Raw genomic sequence first — 13,807 nt, 5'->3', positions numbered from 1 at the left:
GCTGCGGCGCGCCGACGCGATCGCGCTGCTGGGGCCGCTGCTCGCCGATCCCGGCGTGCTGAAGGTCGTCCACAACGCGAAGTTCGACGTCGCCGTGCTGAACCGCGCCGGCTTCCCGCCCGCCGCGCCCTTCGACGACACGATGCTGATTTCCTACAGCCTGGAGGCGGGGCTGCATCAGCACGGGCTCGACGAGCTGAGCGCCCTGCATCTCGGCCACAACCCGATCAGCTACGACGAGGTGACCGGCACAGGCCGCAACCGCATCCCCTTCGCGCAGGTGCCGATCGAGCGGGCGACCGCCTATGCCGCCGAGGATGCCGATGTCGCGCTACGCCTGTGGCACGCGCTGCGTCCGCGCCTGCGCGCGGAGGGCGCGCTCGTGCTCTACGAACGGCTCGAGCGGCGGCTGTCGCCGGTGCTGCTGGCGATGGAGCGGGCAGGGGTGATGGTCGACCACGACGACCTGCGCCGCATGTCCGCCGATTTCGCCGCCCGCATGGCGGTGATCGAGGCGGAGATCCACGCCCTCGCCGGCCACCCGTTCAACGTCGGCAGCCCGAAGGCGCTGGGCGAGGTCCTGTTCGACGAAATGGGGCTGCCGGGCGGCAAACGCATGAAGACCGGCGCCTATGGCACGGACGCGGCGGTGCTGCAGGGCCTCGCCGAACAGGGCCACGACCTGCCCGCGCGCGTGCTCGACTGGCGGCAGCTCGCGAAGCTGAAATCCACCTACGCCGACAGCCTGGTGGACGAGGTGAACCCGGAGACCGGGCGCGTGCACACGTCCTTCGCGCAGGCGATCACCACCACCGGGCGGCTGTCGTCGAACGATCCGAACCTGCAGAACATCCCGATCCGCACCGAGGAAGGCAGCCGCATCCGCCACGCCTTCATCGCCGCGCCCGGCAACGTCCTCGTCTCCGCCGACTATTCGCAGATCGAGTTGCGCCTGCTCGCCCATGTCGCCGACATCGCCGCCCTGCGCGACAGCTTCGCGCGCGGCGAGGACATCCACGCCCGCACCGCGAGCGAGGTGTTCGGCATCCCGATGCAGGGCATGGACCCGATGACCCGCCGCCGCGCCAAGGCGATCAATTTCGGCATCATCTACGGCATCAGCGGCTTCGGCCTCGCGCGCCAGCTCGGCATCACGCCGGGCGAGGCGCGTTTCTATATCGACGCGTATTTCGCCCGCTATCCGGAAATCCGCGCCTACATGGAGCGGACCAAGGAGCAGGCGCGCATCGACGGCTATGTGCTGACGCCGTTCGGCCGGCGCTGCTGGGTCGCCGGCATCGGCGACAAGAACCCGGCACGCCGCGGCTATGCGGAGCGTCAGGCGATCAACGCGCCCCTACAGGGCGGGGCCGCCGACATCATCAAGCGCGCCATGGTCCGCCTGCCCGCCGCGCTCGGCGCATCCGGTCTCGCCGGCCGCCTGCTGCTGCAGGTTCACGACGAGCTGCTGTTCGAAGTCGCGGAGCGGGATGCCGAGGCACTGGCGACGCTGGCGCGCGGCGTGATGGAGGGCGCCGCCTCGCTCTCGGTCCCGCTGGTGGTCGAGACGGGCACCGGCCGCACCTGGGCCGACGCGCACTGACGGCGGCGAGCTGTCAGGCGCCCGCCATCGTCATCCCGTCGATGCGCAAGGTCGGCGCATCGGTGCCGCGACGGAACACGAGATCGTTGGCCGGTGTCAGCGCGAGGAACATGTCGCGCAGATTGCCCGCGATCGTGATCTCCGCCACCGGCTCGGCGAGTACGCCGTCGCGGATCATGAACCCGGCGGCGCCCCGGCTGTAGTCGCCGGTGATGCCGTTCACGCCCATGCCGATCATCTCGGTCACATACAGGCCGAGCTTGATGTCCGCCATCAGCGCCGCCGGCGTGACGTGGCCTGCCGCCATGTAGAGATTCGTGGGCGCGGGCGAGGGCGGGCCGCCGGTGCCGCGCGCCGCATGCCCCGTGCTTTGCAGGCCCAGTTGCTTCGCCGAACGCAGGTCGAGCATCCACGTCGTCAGCACGCCGTCCTCGATGATCGCGCGCGGGACCGTCGGCACGCCTTCGCCGTCATAGGTGCGGCTGCGCAGCCCGCGCCGCCGGCGGGGATCGTCGTGGATATGGATGCCGGCCGACATCACCCGCGTGCCGAGCGCGTCCTTGAGGAAGGTCGTGCCGCGCGTGACCGACGCGCCGTTGATCGCGCCCGCGAGGTGACCGAGCATCGACGACGAGACGCGCGGGTCGAGCACCACCGGCACGCGCGCCGTGCGCGGGCGGGTCGGGTTCATCCGCGCCAATGCCCGCTCCGCCGCCCGCAAGCCGATCGACGCGGCGTCCTCCAGGTCGGCGAGATAGATGGCGGTGTGGAAATCGTAGTCGCGCTGCATCGCCGTCCCGGTCCCGGCGATCGCCGTGGCGGAGACGGAGTGCGACGAGCGCACCGTGCGGCCGACGAAGCCGGCCGAGGTCGCCAGCACCGCCTCGCTCCGGCCGAAGCCGGCCTCGCTGCCCTCGGTGTTGGTGATGCCGGCGACCGACAGCGCCGCGTCCTCCGCCGCCGCCGCCCGCTCCGTCAGCGCGGCGGCGTCAGGCTCCACGCCGTCCGCGATGTCGAGCGTCGCCGGATCCTCGACCGCGACCGGGTCGAACAGGCAGGCATACGGGTCCTCGGGCACCACGCGCGCCATCGCGACCGCCCGTTCCGCCAGCGCGGCGAATCCGGCCGGGTCGGTCGTGGACGACGACACGATCGCCGCCCGCTGCCCCACGAACACGCGCAGGCCGAGGTCGCGGCCTTCCGACCGCTCCACATGCTCGGTCTTGCCGAGCCGCCGCTGCACGGAGAGCGAGGCGCCGGAGACGAACACCGCGTCGGCGGCATCCGCGCCGGCCCGCTTGGCCGCGCCGAGAAGGCTTTGCACCAGGTCGATCGGGTTCATGACGTGTCCTCAGGCGGCGACGCGCTCGCCGAGCCGTTCCAGCATGGCTTCGAACGAGGGCACGCGCTGCGCCGGCCCGACTGTCGCGAGCGTCGGCAGGCTGCGGAAAGCGCGCCGGGCGGCGTGCTCGATATCGGCGATGGTGACGGCGGCGAGCTTGGCCACCGTCTCCTCGGTCGGGATGATGCGACCGAAGATCTGCCACTGCCGGGCGATCTGCTCGCAGCGGCTGCCGGTGCTCTCCAGCGACATCAGCAGGCTCGCCTTCACCTGGGCGCGCGCCCGCGCGACCTCCGCCTCGGTCACGCCGGACTGTACCTTCACCAGCTCGTCGAGCATCACCGGAAACAGCGTCGCCGCCTGCTCCTCGCCGGTGCCGGCATAGATGCCGAACAGGCCGCCATCCATGTATGGCGCGGTGAACGAATAGATCGAATAAACCAGGCCGCGCTTCTCGCGGATCTCCTGGAACAGGCGCGAGGACATCCCGCCGCCGAGCAGGGTCGAGAGCAGCAGCATCGGATAATAGTCGGCGTCGTCGTAGGCCGGCCCCTGGAAGCCGAGCACGACATGCACCTGATCGAGGTCGCGCTCCTCGCGCAGGTCGCCGCCGGTGTAGAAGCCGGGCAGGCAGCGTGCGACCGGCTGCTGCGGCAGGTCGGCGAAATGGCGCTCGACCAGATCGACGATCGCCGCGTGTTCCAGCTTGCCGGCGGCGGCGATCACCGTGTTGGTCGTCGAATACTGCCGGCGCATGTAGTCCACCAGCACCTGCCGGGGCAGTGCTGCGATCCGTTCCTCGGTGCCGAGGACGGGACGCCCCATCGGCTGGTCCGGATACGCGATCTCCTGGAAGTGATCGAAGATGATGTCGTCGGGCGTGTCGTTCGCCTGCCCGATCTCCTGCAGGATCACCCCGCGCTCGCGCTCGAACTCGTCCTCGGCGAAGGTCGAGTGGGTCAGGATGTCGCCGATGATGTCCACGGCGAGCGCGGTGTCGTCGGCCAGCACCTTGGCGTAATAGGCGGTCTGTTCGCGGGCGGTGTAGGCGTTGATCTGCCCGCCCACGGCTTCCATCTCCTCGGCGATCGCCGCGGCGCTGCGCCGTTCGGTGCCCTTGAACGCCATGTGTTCGAGGAAGTGGGAGACGCCGTTCTCCTCCGCCTCCTCGTTGCGGGTGCCGGTCGCGACATAGGCGCCGAAGGACACGGTCTCGACCCGGTCCATGCGCTCGGTCACGACGGTCAGGCCGGAGGGAAGGCGGCTGACGCGGATCGCGCCGCCGTGCTCGGGATCGGTCTGGCTCATGCCGGATATGTAAGGCGCAAGGCGCCGGGCGAACAGGCCCGCCGCATAACGGGGGCGCGCGCCGTCCCGCGCGCCGCCCCGCGCGCCGTCGGGCGCCTCAGCCGTGCCGGTTGCGGCCGACCAGGGCGCGCAGCTCGCTCTGCAGCGGCGCCAGCTCGGCCGGCAGGCGGATGTAGTGCTCCTCGCGCTCGAACAGGTCGGCGAGCGCCGCCGGCAGGGCGGGGCGGATGCCGGTGGCCGCTTCGACCGCATCGGGGAACTTGGCCGGGTGCGCCGTACCGGCGACGATGACCGGCACCCCCGGCCGGGCATGGCGCGCCGCCGCGGCAAGGCCGACCGCGGTGTGCGGATCGGCGAGATAGCCGCTCTCCCGCCACGCCGCCGCCATCGCCGCCGTCGTGCCGGCGTCATCGAGACGGAAGCCCATGAACCGCGCGGTCGCCCGCCGCCACGCCGCGTCCGGCACCGGCATGCGTCCCGTCGCGCGGAAGGCCCGCATCAGCCCGGCCGTCGCCGCCGCGTCGCGGTCCAGCAGCTCGAACAGCAGGCGTTCGAAATTGGAGCTGACCTGGATGTCCATGCTCGGCGACAAGCTCGGCTCGACCGGGCGGGCGCTCATGTCGTTGGCGTCGAGGAAGCGGACGAGGATGTCGTTGCGGTTCGAGCCCACGATCAGCCGCTCGATCGGCAGCCCCATGCGCGACGCCGCCCAGGCCGCCAGCACGTTGCCGAAATTGCCGGTGGGCACCGCCACGTCCACCGGCCGGTCCGGCGCGCCGAGCGCCAGGGCGGCGGCGGCGTAATAGGGGATCTGCGCCGCGATGCGCGCCCAGTTGATCGAATTGACCGCCGACAGCGCCATCTCGTCGCGGAACGGCGCGTCGGCGAACATCGCCTTCACCAGGTCCTGACAGTCGTCGAAGGTGCCGGCCACCGCGACGTTGCGCACGTTCGCCGCGTCCACCGTCGTCATCTGCCGCCGCTGCACCGCGCTGGTCCGTCCGTCGGGATGCAGGATCATGATGTTGATCCGCGCCCGCCCCGCGCAGGCGGCGATCGCCGCCGATCCGGTGTCGCCGGAGGTCGCGCCCACGATCGCGATCCGCCGCCCCTCGCGGCTTAGCACATGGTCGAACAGCCGGCCGACGAGTTGCAGCGCGAGGTCCTTGAACGCCAGCGTCGGGCCGTGGAACAGCTCCTGCACGAAGGTGGCGGGCGCGGTCTGGACCAGCGGCACCACGGCGGCATGGCCGAACCCGTCATAGGTCTCGCGGCAGAGCGCGGCGAACGTGTCGGGATCGATCGCGTCGCCGACATACGGCCGCATGACCGCCGTCGCGATCTCCGCATAGGGCCGCCCGCGCAGCACGCGCCACGTAGCGGCGTCGAACGACGGCCAGGATTCGGGAACATAGAGCCCGCCATCCTCGGCGAGCCCGGCCAGCAGCACGCCCGCGAAATCGCGGACGGGAGCCTCGCCGCGGGTGGAGACATAGCGCATGCGCGCTCCCTTCAGCCGGCGGCGTCGGTCGGACGGGTCGGGGTGGATGGGTGGGCCGGCCCGGCGGCATAGCGCGCGGACCGGCCCTGCATCAACGTCAGCCGCGCTTCTTCAGGTTGAACGTGTAGCCGCAGTTCTCGCCGTCGAGCGTGCCGGTGACCATCTTCTCGGCCGCCATGCCCTTCATCGTCATGTCGCCCGCGGCGGCGGTGAAGCTGCCGTCGGCGGCAAGCGTGCCATCGAACGTCGTCGACTTGCTCATCTTGTAGCTGAACGTGCCGTTGGCGATCATCAGCGTCATGGCGTGGCTGCGGGGACAGGCATGGCTTTTGCTCGCCATCCGCACGCGGGTCATCAGGCCGCGATAGGTGCCGTCGAATGTGGTGGGCGGCGGCGGGGGCGTGGTCGGCACGGCGGCGACGGGCGCGGCGGGAACCGGCGCCGGCTTCGGGCTGGAGCACGCGGCGATCGCGCCGCACAGAACCAGGGCAGTGCCCAGGCGCAGAAGGGTTTTCATTTGATCCTCGTGGGAAACATACGCAGGCAACTCTTTGTGCCACCCCCGGCAGCGTCGCAAGGGGCTGAATGTCTCCGTTTCATGTAATTTCGTGCAGATTTGTCGATCAGTTGCTGCGGTGCAGCGTATAGTGCAGCCCGCAGGCATCGGTGGTCGCGTCCACGGTGATGCGCTCGGCGGTGTATTTCCCCGACAGGGTCACGTCGCCGGCGCCGCCGATGATCGACCCGTCGGGCTGGATGCTGGCACTGAGGTCGGACCCGCGATTGCCCCAGCGGAGCTGAAACTGCCGGTCGAATACCTGCGTGCTGACCAGCCCCGGGTTGGGGCAGCTGCGGCTGTCGGCCTGGAAGCGGGTGCTGGTGCCCGACCATCCGCCGTCCGGGCCGCCGGTGCGTGGCACCGGCCTGGTGCCGGCGACGGGGGTGGTGGCCGGGCGATGATGCGCGCAGGCGCCGAGCGCCAGCGGCAGGATGATGGGGAGGGCGGCCGCCAGCAGGCGCGCGGGGGGCGGTGTCTTCATCGGCACGGATGTCTCACGCGAGATAGCGCCGGCGCAGATGGGTCAGGAAGTCCTGCGGGTCGAGCGGCCGGCCCGTCGCCTCCCGCAGCAGGTCGTTGAAGCCGAGCAGGCTGCCCTTGCCGTGCACATGCGTGCGCAGCCAGCGGAGCAGGGGGGCGTGGTCGCCCTCGGCAAGCGCCTGATCGACCGCCGGCACGTCGCGCCGCGCCGCCGCCATCAGCTGCGCCGCCGCCATGGCGCCGAGCGTATAGCTCGGGAAATACCCGAACGCCCCGTCGTACCAGTGAATGTCCTGCAGGCACCCGCGCGCGTCGTCCGGCGGCACGAGGCCGAGCAGCGCGCGAATGCCCTCCGCCCACGCGCCGGGCAGGTCGGCGACCGCGAGATCGCCCGCGATCAGCGCCTGTTCCAGCCGGAAGCGCAGGATGACGTGCGCCGGATAGGTCATCTCGTCGGCATCGACGCGGATATGCCCGCGCGCCACCCGCCGCCACAGCCGCGCGAGGTTGTCCGGCGCATAGGGCGCGGCATCGCCGCCGAACGCCGCGTGCAGGCGCGGGCCGAGGAATGACAGATAGGCGTCGGACCGGCAGGCCTGCATCTCGATCAGCAGCGACTGGCTCTCATGCGCCGCCATCCCCGCCGCCTCGCCCACCGGCTGGCGCCGCCATGCGGCCGGCAGTCCGCGCTCGTACAGCGCATGGCCCGTCTCGTGCAGCACGCCGAGCAGGGCGCCCGCGAAATCGGCCTCGTCATAGCGGGTGGTGATGCGCACGTCGGTCGGCGTGCCGCCGCAGAACGGATGCGCGGAGCGGTCGAGCCGGGCGTGCCCGTAATCCAGTCCCGCCCGCGCCGACAGCTCGCGGCACAGCGCCTCCTGCGCGGCGGCGGGAAACGGGCCGGACGGGACGGCCGGCGGCGCTGCCGCGGCGCGCGCCTCCGCCGCCGGCAGCGCGTCGGCGAGGAAGCGCTCGTATGCGTCGAACACCGGCGCCACGTCGGCCGCCCCGATGCCGCGCTGGAACCCGTCCATCAGCGCGTCATACGGCGACAGGCCGAGCGCCGGGGCCAGCGCCGTCGCCGTCTCGCGCACCAGCCGCACGACCTCGGTCAGCGCCGGCCGCACGGCTTCGAAGTCGCTGTCCCGCCGGGCCTGCCGCCAGATCGTCTCGCACGCCGCGTTGGCCCGGGCCTGCGCCTCGACCAGCGACAGGGGCAGGGCGGTCGCGCGGGTATGCGCGTGGCGCATCAGGCGCAGATTGGCCGCGGCCCAGGGATCGGCGGGGGGCGTCGCCTCGGCGGCATCGAGGTCGTCGGCCATCGCCGGATCGACCAGCAGCTCGTGCCCCAGCCCCGCCAGCACCGCGAGCTGGTCGCCCCGCGCCGCGGCGCCGCCGGGCGGCATCACCGCCGCCGCGTCCCAGTGCAGCATCGCGCCGGCCTCGCCAACCGTCGCGATCCGCGCGAAGCGGGCGACCAGACGGGCGAGCGCCGTCCCGGCCGCCGGTAATACGTCCGCGTTCATGCCCGCAGCGCCTTCCGTGCATAGAGGATGAACACCACCGCCAGGATGGCGGCGAGGCCGAACCATGTCAGGGCGTAGTTCAGATGGTCGTTCGGCGGCCGCGGCAGATGCTCGGCCGGCGCCGGCCACACCCCGGACTCCGGCCGGCCCAGCAGCACCAGGGTATAGGGCGCGACGTCCGGCACCCCCAGCGCGGGGCCGATCGCCGCCGGCGCCAGCGTGTAGAAGCGCCGTCCCGTCCGGTCGTCCGTCGCGGAGAACCAGCCCGGCCGGTCCGCCCCGCGGACATAGCCCACCAGACGCTGCTCGCCCGCCGGCAGCGGCGGCTGCGCCGTATCGGGCGCCCAGCCGCGATCGACCAGCAGCGGCGGCGCGCTGGGGCGGCGAAGCACGCCGAGCACCTGTTCACCCAGCGTCGGCCCGGCGCGTGTGTCGCGCACCTCGGCGCCGTAGCGGGCGCCGCTACCGGGCATATAGGTGCCGGTGACCTCGACTTTGGCGAACGGAGTGGGGTCGGCGGGCAGCGGGATCGGCGCGGTCTGCTCGGCATGGTCGATCGCGGCAAGGATGCCGCGCTTCCAGTGCAGCCGGTGGACCTGCCAGACGCCGAGGGAGATCAGGATGGCCAGCATCACGGCGGTCATGACCGCCGGGCCGGCGAGGCGGGACAGGCGGCCCCGGTGTGGGGCCGCCCTCCCGGCCGTCGTCACGTCAGCCGCCGATATGCGCCTCGATCGGGCCGGCGCCGAAGTAGTAGATGCAGACGAACAAGAACAGCCACACGACGTCGACGAAGTGCCAGTACCAGGCCGCCGCCTCGAAGCCGAAATGACGCTCCACCGTGAAGTCGTCGCTGCGGGCGCGGAACCAGCAGACGATCAGGAAGATCGTGCCGACGATCACGTGGAAACCGTGGAAGCCCGTCGCCAGGAAGAACACCGACGGGTAGATGCCGCCGCCGACGAACTTGAACGGTGCGTCCGAATACTCGATCGCCTGACACATCGTGAAGGTCATGCCGAGCAGCACCGTCAGGCCCAGCCCCATCACCAGACCGCGCTTGTCGCGCTCCAGCAGGCTGTGATGCGCCCAGGTGATCGTGGTGCCCGACAGCAGCAGGAGCATCGTGTTCAGGAACGGCAGGTGGAAGGGGTCGAACGTCTTTACCCCGGACGGCGGCCACATCGGCGTGGTCTGCCCCGCCACGTTGTCGGGGTAGATCGCGAAGTTGAACCACGCCCAGAAGAAGCTGACGAAGAACAGCACCTCGCTGGTGATGAACAGCATCATCCCGTAGCGCATGCCAAGCTGCACCAGCTTGGAATGCAGGCCGGGCACCCGGCTCTCGGACAGGACCGCCCGCCACCAGCCGACCATCGTCGCCGCGATCAGCACCACGCCGATGCCCAGCAGCAGATAGCTGCCGAAATGCGCGGCGAGGATGATGCCGAAGACCAGGCAGAACCCGCCTAGCGAGCCGATGATCGGCCACGGGCTCGGTTCGACCAGGTGATAGGGGTTCTTCACCCCCGACCCGACGATTGCGGGTTCCGTATGTGCGTGCGTGTCCATGCAGCCCGTCCGTTTGCGTGCGGCGCATCAATCCCCAAAACGCCCCCCGGTTCAAGGGCCGGCGACGCGCCGGGGCGGGTTTCTGCCCGGATGCTAGCCCATAAGCGTCGCGAGTTGCATCGCCAGACCGGTATCGCCGGCAATCTTCAGCCGCCCGGTCATGAAAGCGCCCGTCGGATCAAGCTCGCCGCCGAGAATCGCCGCCAGATCGCCGGCCGACAGCGTCAGCGTGCAGTCCGCCGCCCCGCCGGCTCCCGTCGCGACCACGGGCGGCCGCGCCGTGCCGTCGAGCATCAGCGTCCCCGCCGGCCCGAGGTCGAATGCCGCCCGCTTGGTGGGTGTCGGCGCCCCGCGCGCGACGGCCGACTCGACCCGCTCGCGCAGCATCGCCGCCAATTCCTCGATGTCCATCGCGTCCGTCTCCTGTTCAGGCCTGCCGCAGGCGGAGAAAGCCGACCAGCCGCTCCGCCTCGGCCACGATCGGGTCCGCGACCGCCGCCGCCCGCGCCGCCCCGTCGCGCAGGATGGCGTCCAGCGCCCCGGGATCGCCCAGGAGCCGCCGGGTCTCCGCCGCGATCGGGCCGAGCGTCGCCACCAGCGCGTCGGCCAGCGTCCCCTTGAACGCGCCGAACCCCTGTCCGCCATGCGCCCGCAGCACCCCGGCCAGGTCGGTGCCGGTCAGCGCCGCCAGGATGCCGACGAGGTTGCGCGCCTCCGGCCGGCCCTCCAGCCCCGCCGGCTCGGACGGCAGCGGCTCGGGATCGGTCTTGGCGCGCCGTATCTTTTGCGCGATCGCCTCGGCGTCGTCGTTCAGGTTGATCCGGCTCTGATCGGACGGATCGCTCTTGGACATCTTCTTCGTCCCGTCGCGCAGGCTCATCACCCGCGCGGCGGGCCCCAGGATCAGCGGCTCGATCCGCGGGAAGAAATCGGTACCGTAGTCATGGTTGAACTTCTCGCCGATGTCGTTGGCCAGCTCCAGATGCTGGCGCTGATCGTCGCCCACCGGCACCCGCGTCGCGTGATAGGCATGGATGTCGGCCGCCATCAGGTTCGGATAGACGTACAGGCCGGTCGACGCCGCCTCGCGGTCGCGCCCCGCCTTGTCCTTGAACTGCGTCATCCGGTTGAGCCAGCCGAGGCGGGCGACGCAGTTGAAGATCCAGGCCAGCCGCGCATGCGCCGGGACCGAGGACTGCAGGAACAGCACATGCCGGGCCGGGTCGATCCCGCAGGCCAGCAGCGTCGCCGCCATCTCGCGCGTCGCCCGCGTCAGCTCGGCCGGCTCCTGCCACACGGTGATCGCGTGCAGGTCCACGATGCACCAGAGGCAGTCATGGTCCGCCTGCAGCGCCACCCAGTTGCGGATCGCGCCGAGATAGTTGCCGAGCGTCGGGATACCGGACGGCTGGATGCCGGAAAAAATGCGCTGCATGGCCGCCAAGTGTCATGCCGACGCCCCTCAGGGCAAGGTCAGTCGGGCAGGATGCGCACGTCCAGGCACCTCGCCGCGGACGCCAGTCGATGATCCAGCGTTCCGAGCGGCAGACCGAGCCGCTTGGCAAGCTCCAGGTAGCAGGCGTCATACACCGACAAGGCGAAGGCGTCGGCAAAGTCGCTGGCGGCATGCCACGCGTGGGACGCGGTTCCGGGGTCGATCACAACCGGCAGTTCGGCAAGGAAGCCGAGCAGCTCCCGCCTTTTCGAAGGCTCGATACGGGCGCGGCGCTGGGCCGCGATCAGCACATTGGCCGCCTCGATGGGCCAGAGCGACGGGGCGTGCGCACCACGCTCCACTGTCCGTTGCAGCAGCATCCGTGTTGCCGGCGTCAGCTCGTCCCCGAAGCACCACGTCATCGCGACGGAGTTGTCGAGCACGAAGCTCAGAACCGGCGTCCCTCGGCGATCAATTCGCCTATGCTCAGGCCGTCCAGGCTGAGGCCCGCACCGGCCGACAACAGCCCCTCCGCCGCCCGGGCGGCCCGGTCACGATCGAAGGCATGCGCCGGACCCACGAGCCGCGCCACGGGCCGGCCGTCGCGCGTGATCACGATCTCGCCGCCGTTTTGCACCTCGTCGAGCAGGTCGGGGAGGCGCTCCCGGGCTTCCTTGTCCGCGACCTCATGCACGCCCGTGATCTCCGAACTGTCGTCAGTGTAGCGGTGCCTGCTTGGTGGCGCCAGCAGCCGGGGGTGTGACCCTTGCCGACCGAGTAAGCCGCCGCGGCACCATCGCGCGCAGGTCGAAGCCGCCCAGCGCCTGTCCGGCGACCGCGTAGGCGACGCCGCCCGATGCGACCAGCGCGGCGAGGGCGACCCAGCGCAGGCCGCGGGCCAGGTCGGCATGCGCGAACAGCGGTCCCTGTATCAGCGCGAGCGTGGCGCCCATCGCCGCCGCCGCCAGCACCACGCGCGGCACCCGGCGGCGCAGCTGCGCATCGGTCACGAGAAACCCTCGCCGGCGCAGCATCACCGCCAGCGCGCAGGCGTTGAACCACGCCGCGAGGCTGGTCGCGAGCGGCGGCCCGACATGGCGCAGCGGCACCATCAGCGCGAGGTTGAGCGCGAGATTGAGCGCGAGCGTCGCCATGCCGACCTTGACCGGCGTCGCCGTGTCGCCCCGCGCGAAGAAGGCCGGCGCCAGCACCTTCAGCAGCACATAAGCCGGCAGACCGAGCGCGTAGGCCGCCAGCGCCTGCGCCGAGAGCACCGCGTTGGCATGGGTGAAGGCGCCGCGTCCGAACAGCACCCACATGATCGGCTCGGCGCTGATCGCGAGCGCCAGGGCCGCCGGAATGGTCAGGAACAGCGCGAACTCCAGCGCCCGGTTCAGCGTATCGACCGCCGCCGCCGCCTCGCCGCCACGCACCTGCCGCGACAGCACGGGCAGGATCGCGGTGCCCACCGCCACCCCGATCGTGCCGAGCGGAAGCTGGTACACCCGCTCCGCGTAATAAAGCAGCGACACGGTGCCGGCCGGCAGCAGGCTGGCGATGATGACGTCCACCGCCTGATTGAGCTGCGTCGCGCCGGCGCCGATCAGCCCCGGCCCCATGCGCCGCAGCAGCAGCCGCATGCGCGGCGTCAGGCGCGGGCGCGGCACGTAGAGCCGGATGCCCGCCCGGCGCACCGCGACCGCCAGCAGGGCAAGCTGCAGGACGCCCGAGATCGACACGCCCCAGGCCAGCGCGTGCCCCACCGTGGGCACGTGCGGCGTCAGCAACAGCATCGCCAGGATCGAAACCGTATTGTACAGCAGCGGCGCCGCCGCCGCCGCCGCGAAGCGGTGCAGCCCGTTCAGCACCCCCGACAACAGCGCCGCCAGACAGATCAGCAGCAGATACGGATAGGTGATCCGCGTCAGCGTCACCGCCAGCGCGAACTTCGCCGGCACTTCGGCGAAGCCCGGCGCCAGGACCACCAGCAGCGCCGGCATGAAGATCTCGCCCAGCACCGTCAGCAGGCCGAGCCAGAACGTCATCACCCCGATCGCCTCGGTGGCGAACTGCTCGGCGGCGGGGCGCCCCTCGGCCGCCAGCAGGCCGGAGAACTCGGGCACGAAGGCGGCGTTGAACGCGCCCTCGCCGAACAGGCGGCGGAACAGGTTGGGCAGCTTGTTGGCGACGAAGAAGGCGTCCGCCACCGGGCCGGTGCCGGCGAACGCCGCGATCAGGATGTCGCGGGCGAAGCCGAGCAGGCGGCTGGCCATCGTCCAGCTACCGACCGTCAGGATACCGCGCAGCATTCCCGCCCCTTACGCCCTCTGACCGGCGCCGCGCTACTCGTCGCGGCGCGGCCGGGCAAGCAGGCGCCCCGCCGCCTCGTCCAGCGTGATGCGCCCGGCCAGCAGGTCGGCGACCGCGCGGCAGATGGGCAGGTCCACGCCCGGATAGCGCGCGAGCAGGGCCGCCGCGGCC

The 13,807-nt window shown here is 71.4% G+C and carries 14 protein-coding genes; 1 reads left to right on the top strand and 13 read right to left on the bottom strand.

Features of this window, described 5'->3' with window-relative positions; genetic code table 11:
• Nucleotides 1-1,603 (top strand): DNA polymerase I (polA, locus tag B8460_RS04690; RefSeq protein ID WP_048860419.1); only part of this gene is annotated, 1,603 nt, incomplete at its 5' end.
• Nucleotides 1,604-1,616: 13 nt separating this feature from the next.
• On the opposite strand, the gene B8460_RS04685 is transcribed toward polA, so the two are convergent.
• The 13 genes from B8460_RS04685 to murJ all read right to left on the bottom strand — a co-directional run bounded on the left by B8460_RS04685 (nt 1,617) and on the right by murJ (nt 13,635).
• Complete coding sequence (locus B8460_RS04685; protein WP_048860418.1) at nt 1,617-2,945, bottom strand: TldD/PmbA family protein; 1,329 nt, start codon at nt 2,943-2,945, stop codon at nt 1,617-1,619.
• A gap of 9 nt (nt 2,946-2,954) precedes the next feature.
• Nucleotides 2,955-4,253 (bottom strand): M16 family metallopeptidase, encoded by a 1,299-nt coding sequence (locus tag B8460_RS04680; RefSeq protein WP_048860417.1) that lies wholly within the window; start codon nt 4,251-4,253, stop codon nt 2,955-2,957.
• 97 nt (nt 4,254-4,350) lie between these two features.
• Nucleotides 4,351-5,754 carry a threonine synthase gene (thrC, locus tag B8460_RS04675; RefSeq protein WP_048860416.1) on the bottom strand — a complete coding sequence of 468 codons (1,404 nt, stop codon included), beginning with the start codon at nt 5,752-5,754 and terminating at the stop codon, nt 4,351-4,353.
• Nucleotides 5,755-5,851: 97 nt separating this feature from the next.
• Nucleotides 5,852-6,271: a hypothetical protein gene (locus B8460_RS04670; protein ID WP_048860415.1), complete on the bottom strand. Its 420-nt coding sequence runs from the start codon at nt 6,269-6,271 to the stop codon at nt 5,852-5,854.
• A gap of 106 nt (nt 6,272-6,377) precedes the next feature.
• Entirely contained in the window at nt 6,378-6,794 is a 417-nt protein-coding gene (locus B8460_RS04665; RefSeq protein WP_048860414.1) for a hypothetical protein, read from the bottom strand.
• 13 nt (nt 6,795-6,807) lie between these two features.
• Nucleotides 6,808-8,319 carry a carboxypeptidase M32 gene (locus tag B8460_RS04660; RefSeq protein ID WP_048860413.1) on the bottom strand — a complete coding sequence of 504 codons (1,512 nt, stop codon included), beginning with the start codon at nt 8,317-8,319 and terminating at the stop codon, nt 6,808-6,810.
• Entirely contained in the window at nt 8,316-8,951 is a 636-nt protein-coding gene (locus tag B8460_RS04655; RefSeq protein WP_158322710.1) for an SURF1 family protein, read from the bottom strand. Before B8460_RS04655 ends, B8460_RS04660 begins: the two co-directional genes overlap by 4 nt.
• A 79-nt stretch (nt 8,952-9,030) precedes the next feature.
• On the bottom strand, nt 9,031-9,891 hold the full coding sequence (locus B8460_RS04650; RefSeq protein WP_048860411.1) for a cytochrome c oxidase subunit 3: 861 nt from the start codon (nt 9,889-9,891) through the stop codon (nt 9,031-9,033).
• A 93-nt stretch (nt 9,892-9,984) separates the two neighbouring features.
• Nucleotides 9,985-10,302 (bottom strand): SCP2 sterol-binding domain-containing protein, encoded by a 318-nt coding sequence (locus tag B8460_RS04645; RefSeq protein ID WP_048860410.1) that lies wholly within the window; start codon nt 10,300-10,302, stop codon nt 9,985-9,987.
• Between the two features lie 16 nt (nt 10,303-10,318).
• The gene (gene trpS, locus B8460_RS04640; protein WP_048860409.1) at nt 10,319-11,326 is read right to left on the bottom strand and encodes a tryptophan--tRNA ligase; all 1,008 of its coding nucleotides are present in this window, start codon (nt 11,324-11,326) and stop codon (nt 10,319-10,321) included.
• 38 nt (nt 11,327-11,364) lie between these two features.
• Nucleotides 11,365-11,769, bottom strand: coding sequence for a type II toxin-antitoxin system VapC family toxin (locus B8460_RS04635; RefSeq protein WP_048860408.1), 405 nt, complete (start codon nt 11,767-11,769; stop codon nt 11,365-11,367).
• A 5-nt stretch (nt 11,770-11,774) separates the two neighbouring features.
• Nucleotides 11,775-12,020: a type II toxin-antitoxin system Phd/YefM family antitoxin gene (locus tag B8460_RS04630; RefSeq protein WP_048860407.1), complete on the bottom strand. Its 246-nt coding sequence runs from the start codon at nt 12,018-12,020 to the stop codon at nt 11,775-11,777.
• Nucleotides 12,021-12,042: 22 nt separating this feature from the next.
• Complete coding sequence (gene murJ, locus B8460_RS04625) at nt 12,043-13,635, bottom strand: murein biosynthesis integral membrane protein MurJ (RefSeq protein ID WP_048860406.1); 1,593 nt, start codon at nt 13,633-13,635, stop codon at nt 12,043-12,045.
• Nucleotides 13,636-13,807: the final 172 nt, after the last annotated feature.

This window comes from Acidisphaera rubrifaciens HS-AP3 (assembly GCF_000964365.1).
Taxonomy (GTDB): domain Bacteria; phylum Pseudomonadota; class Alphaproteobacteria; order Acetobacterales; family Acetobacteraceae; genus Acidisphaera; species Acidisphaera rubrifaciens.
The sequence above is the reverse complement of the archived record's forward strand: the minus strand, read 5'-3'. Positions and strand labels throughout refer to the sequence as shown.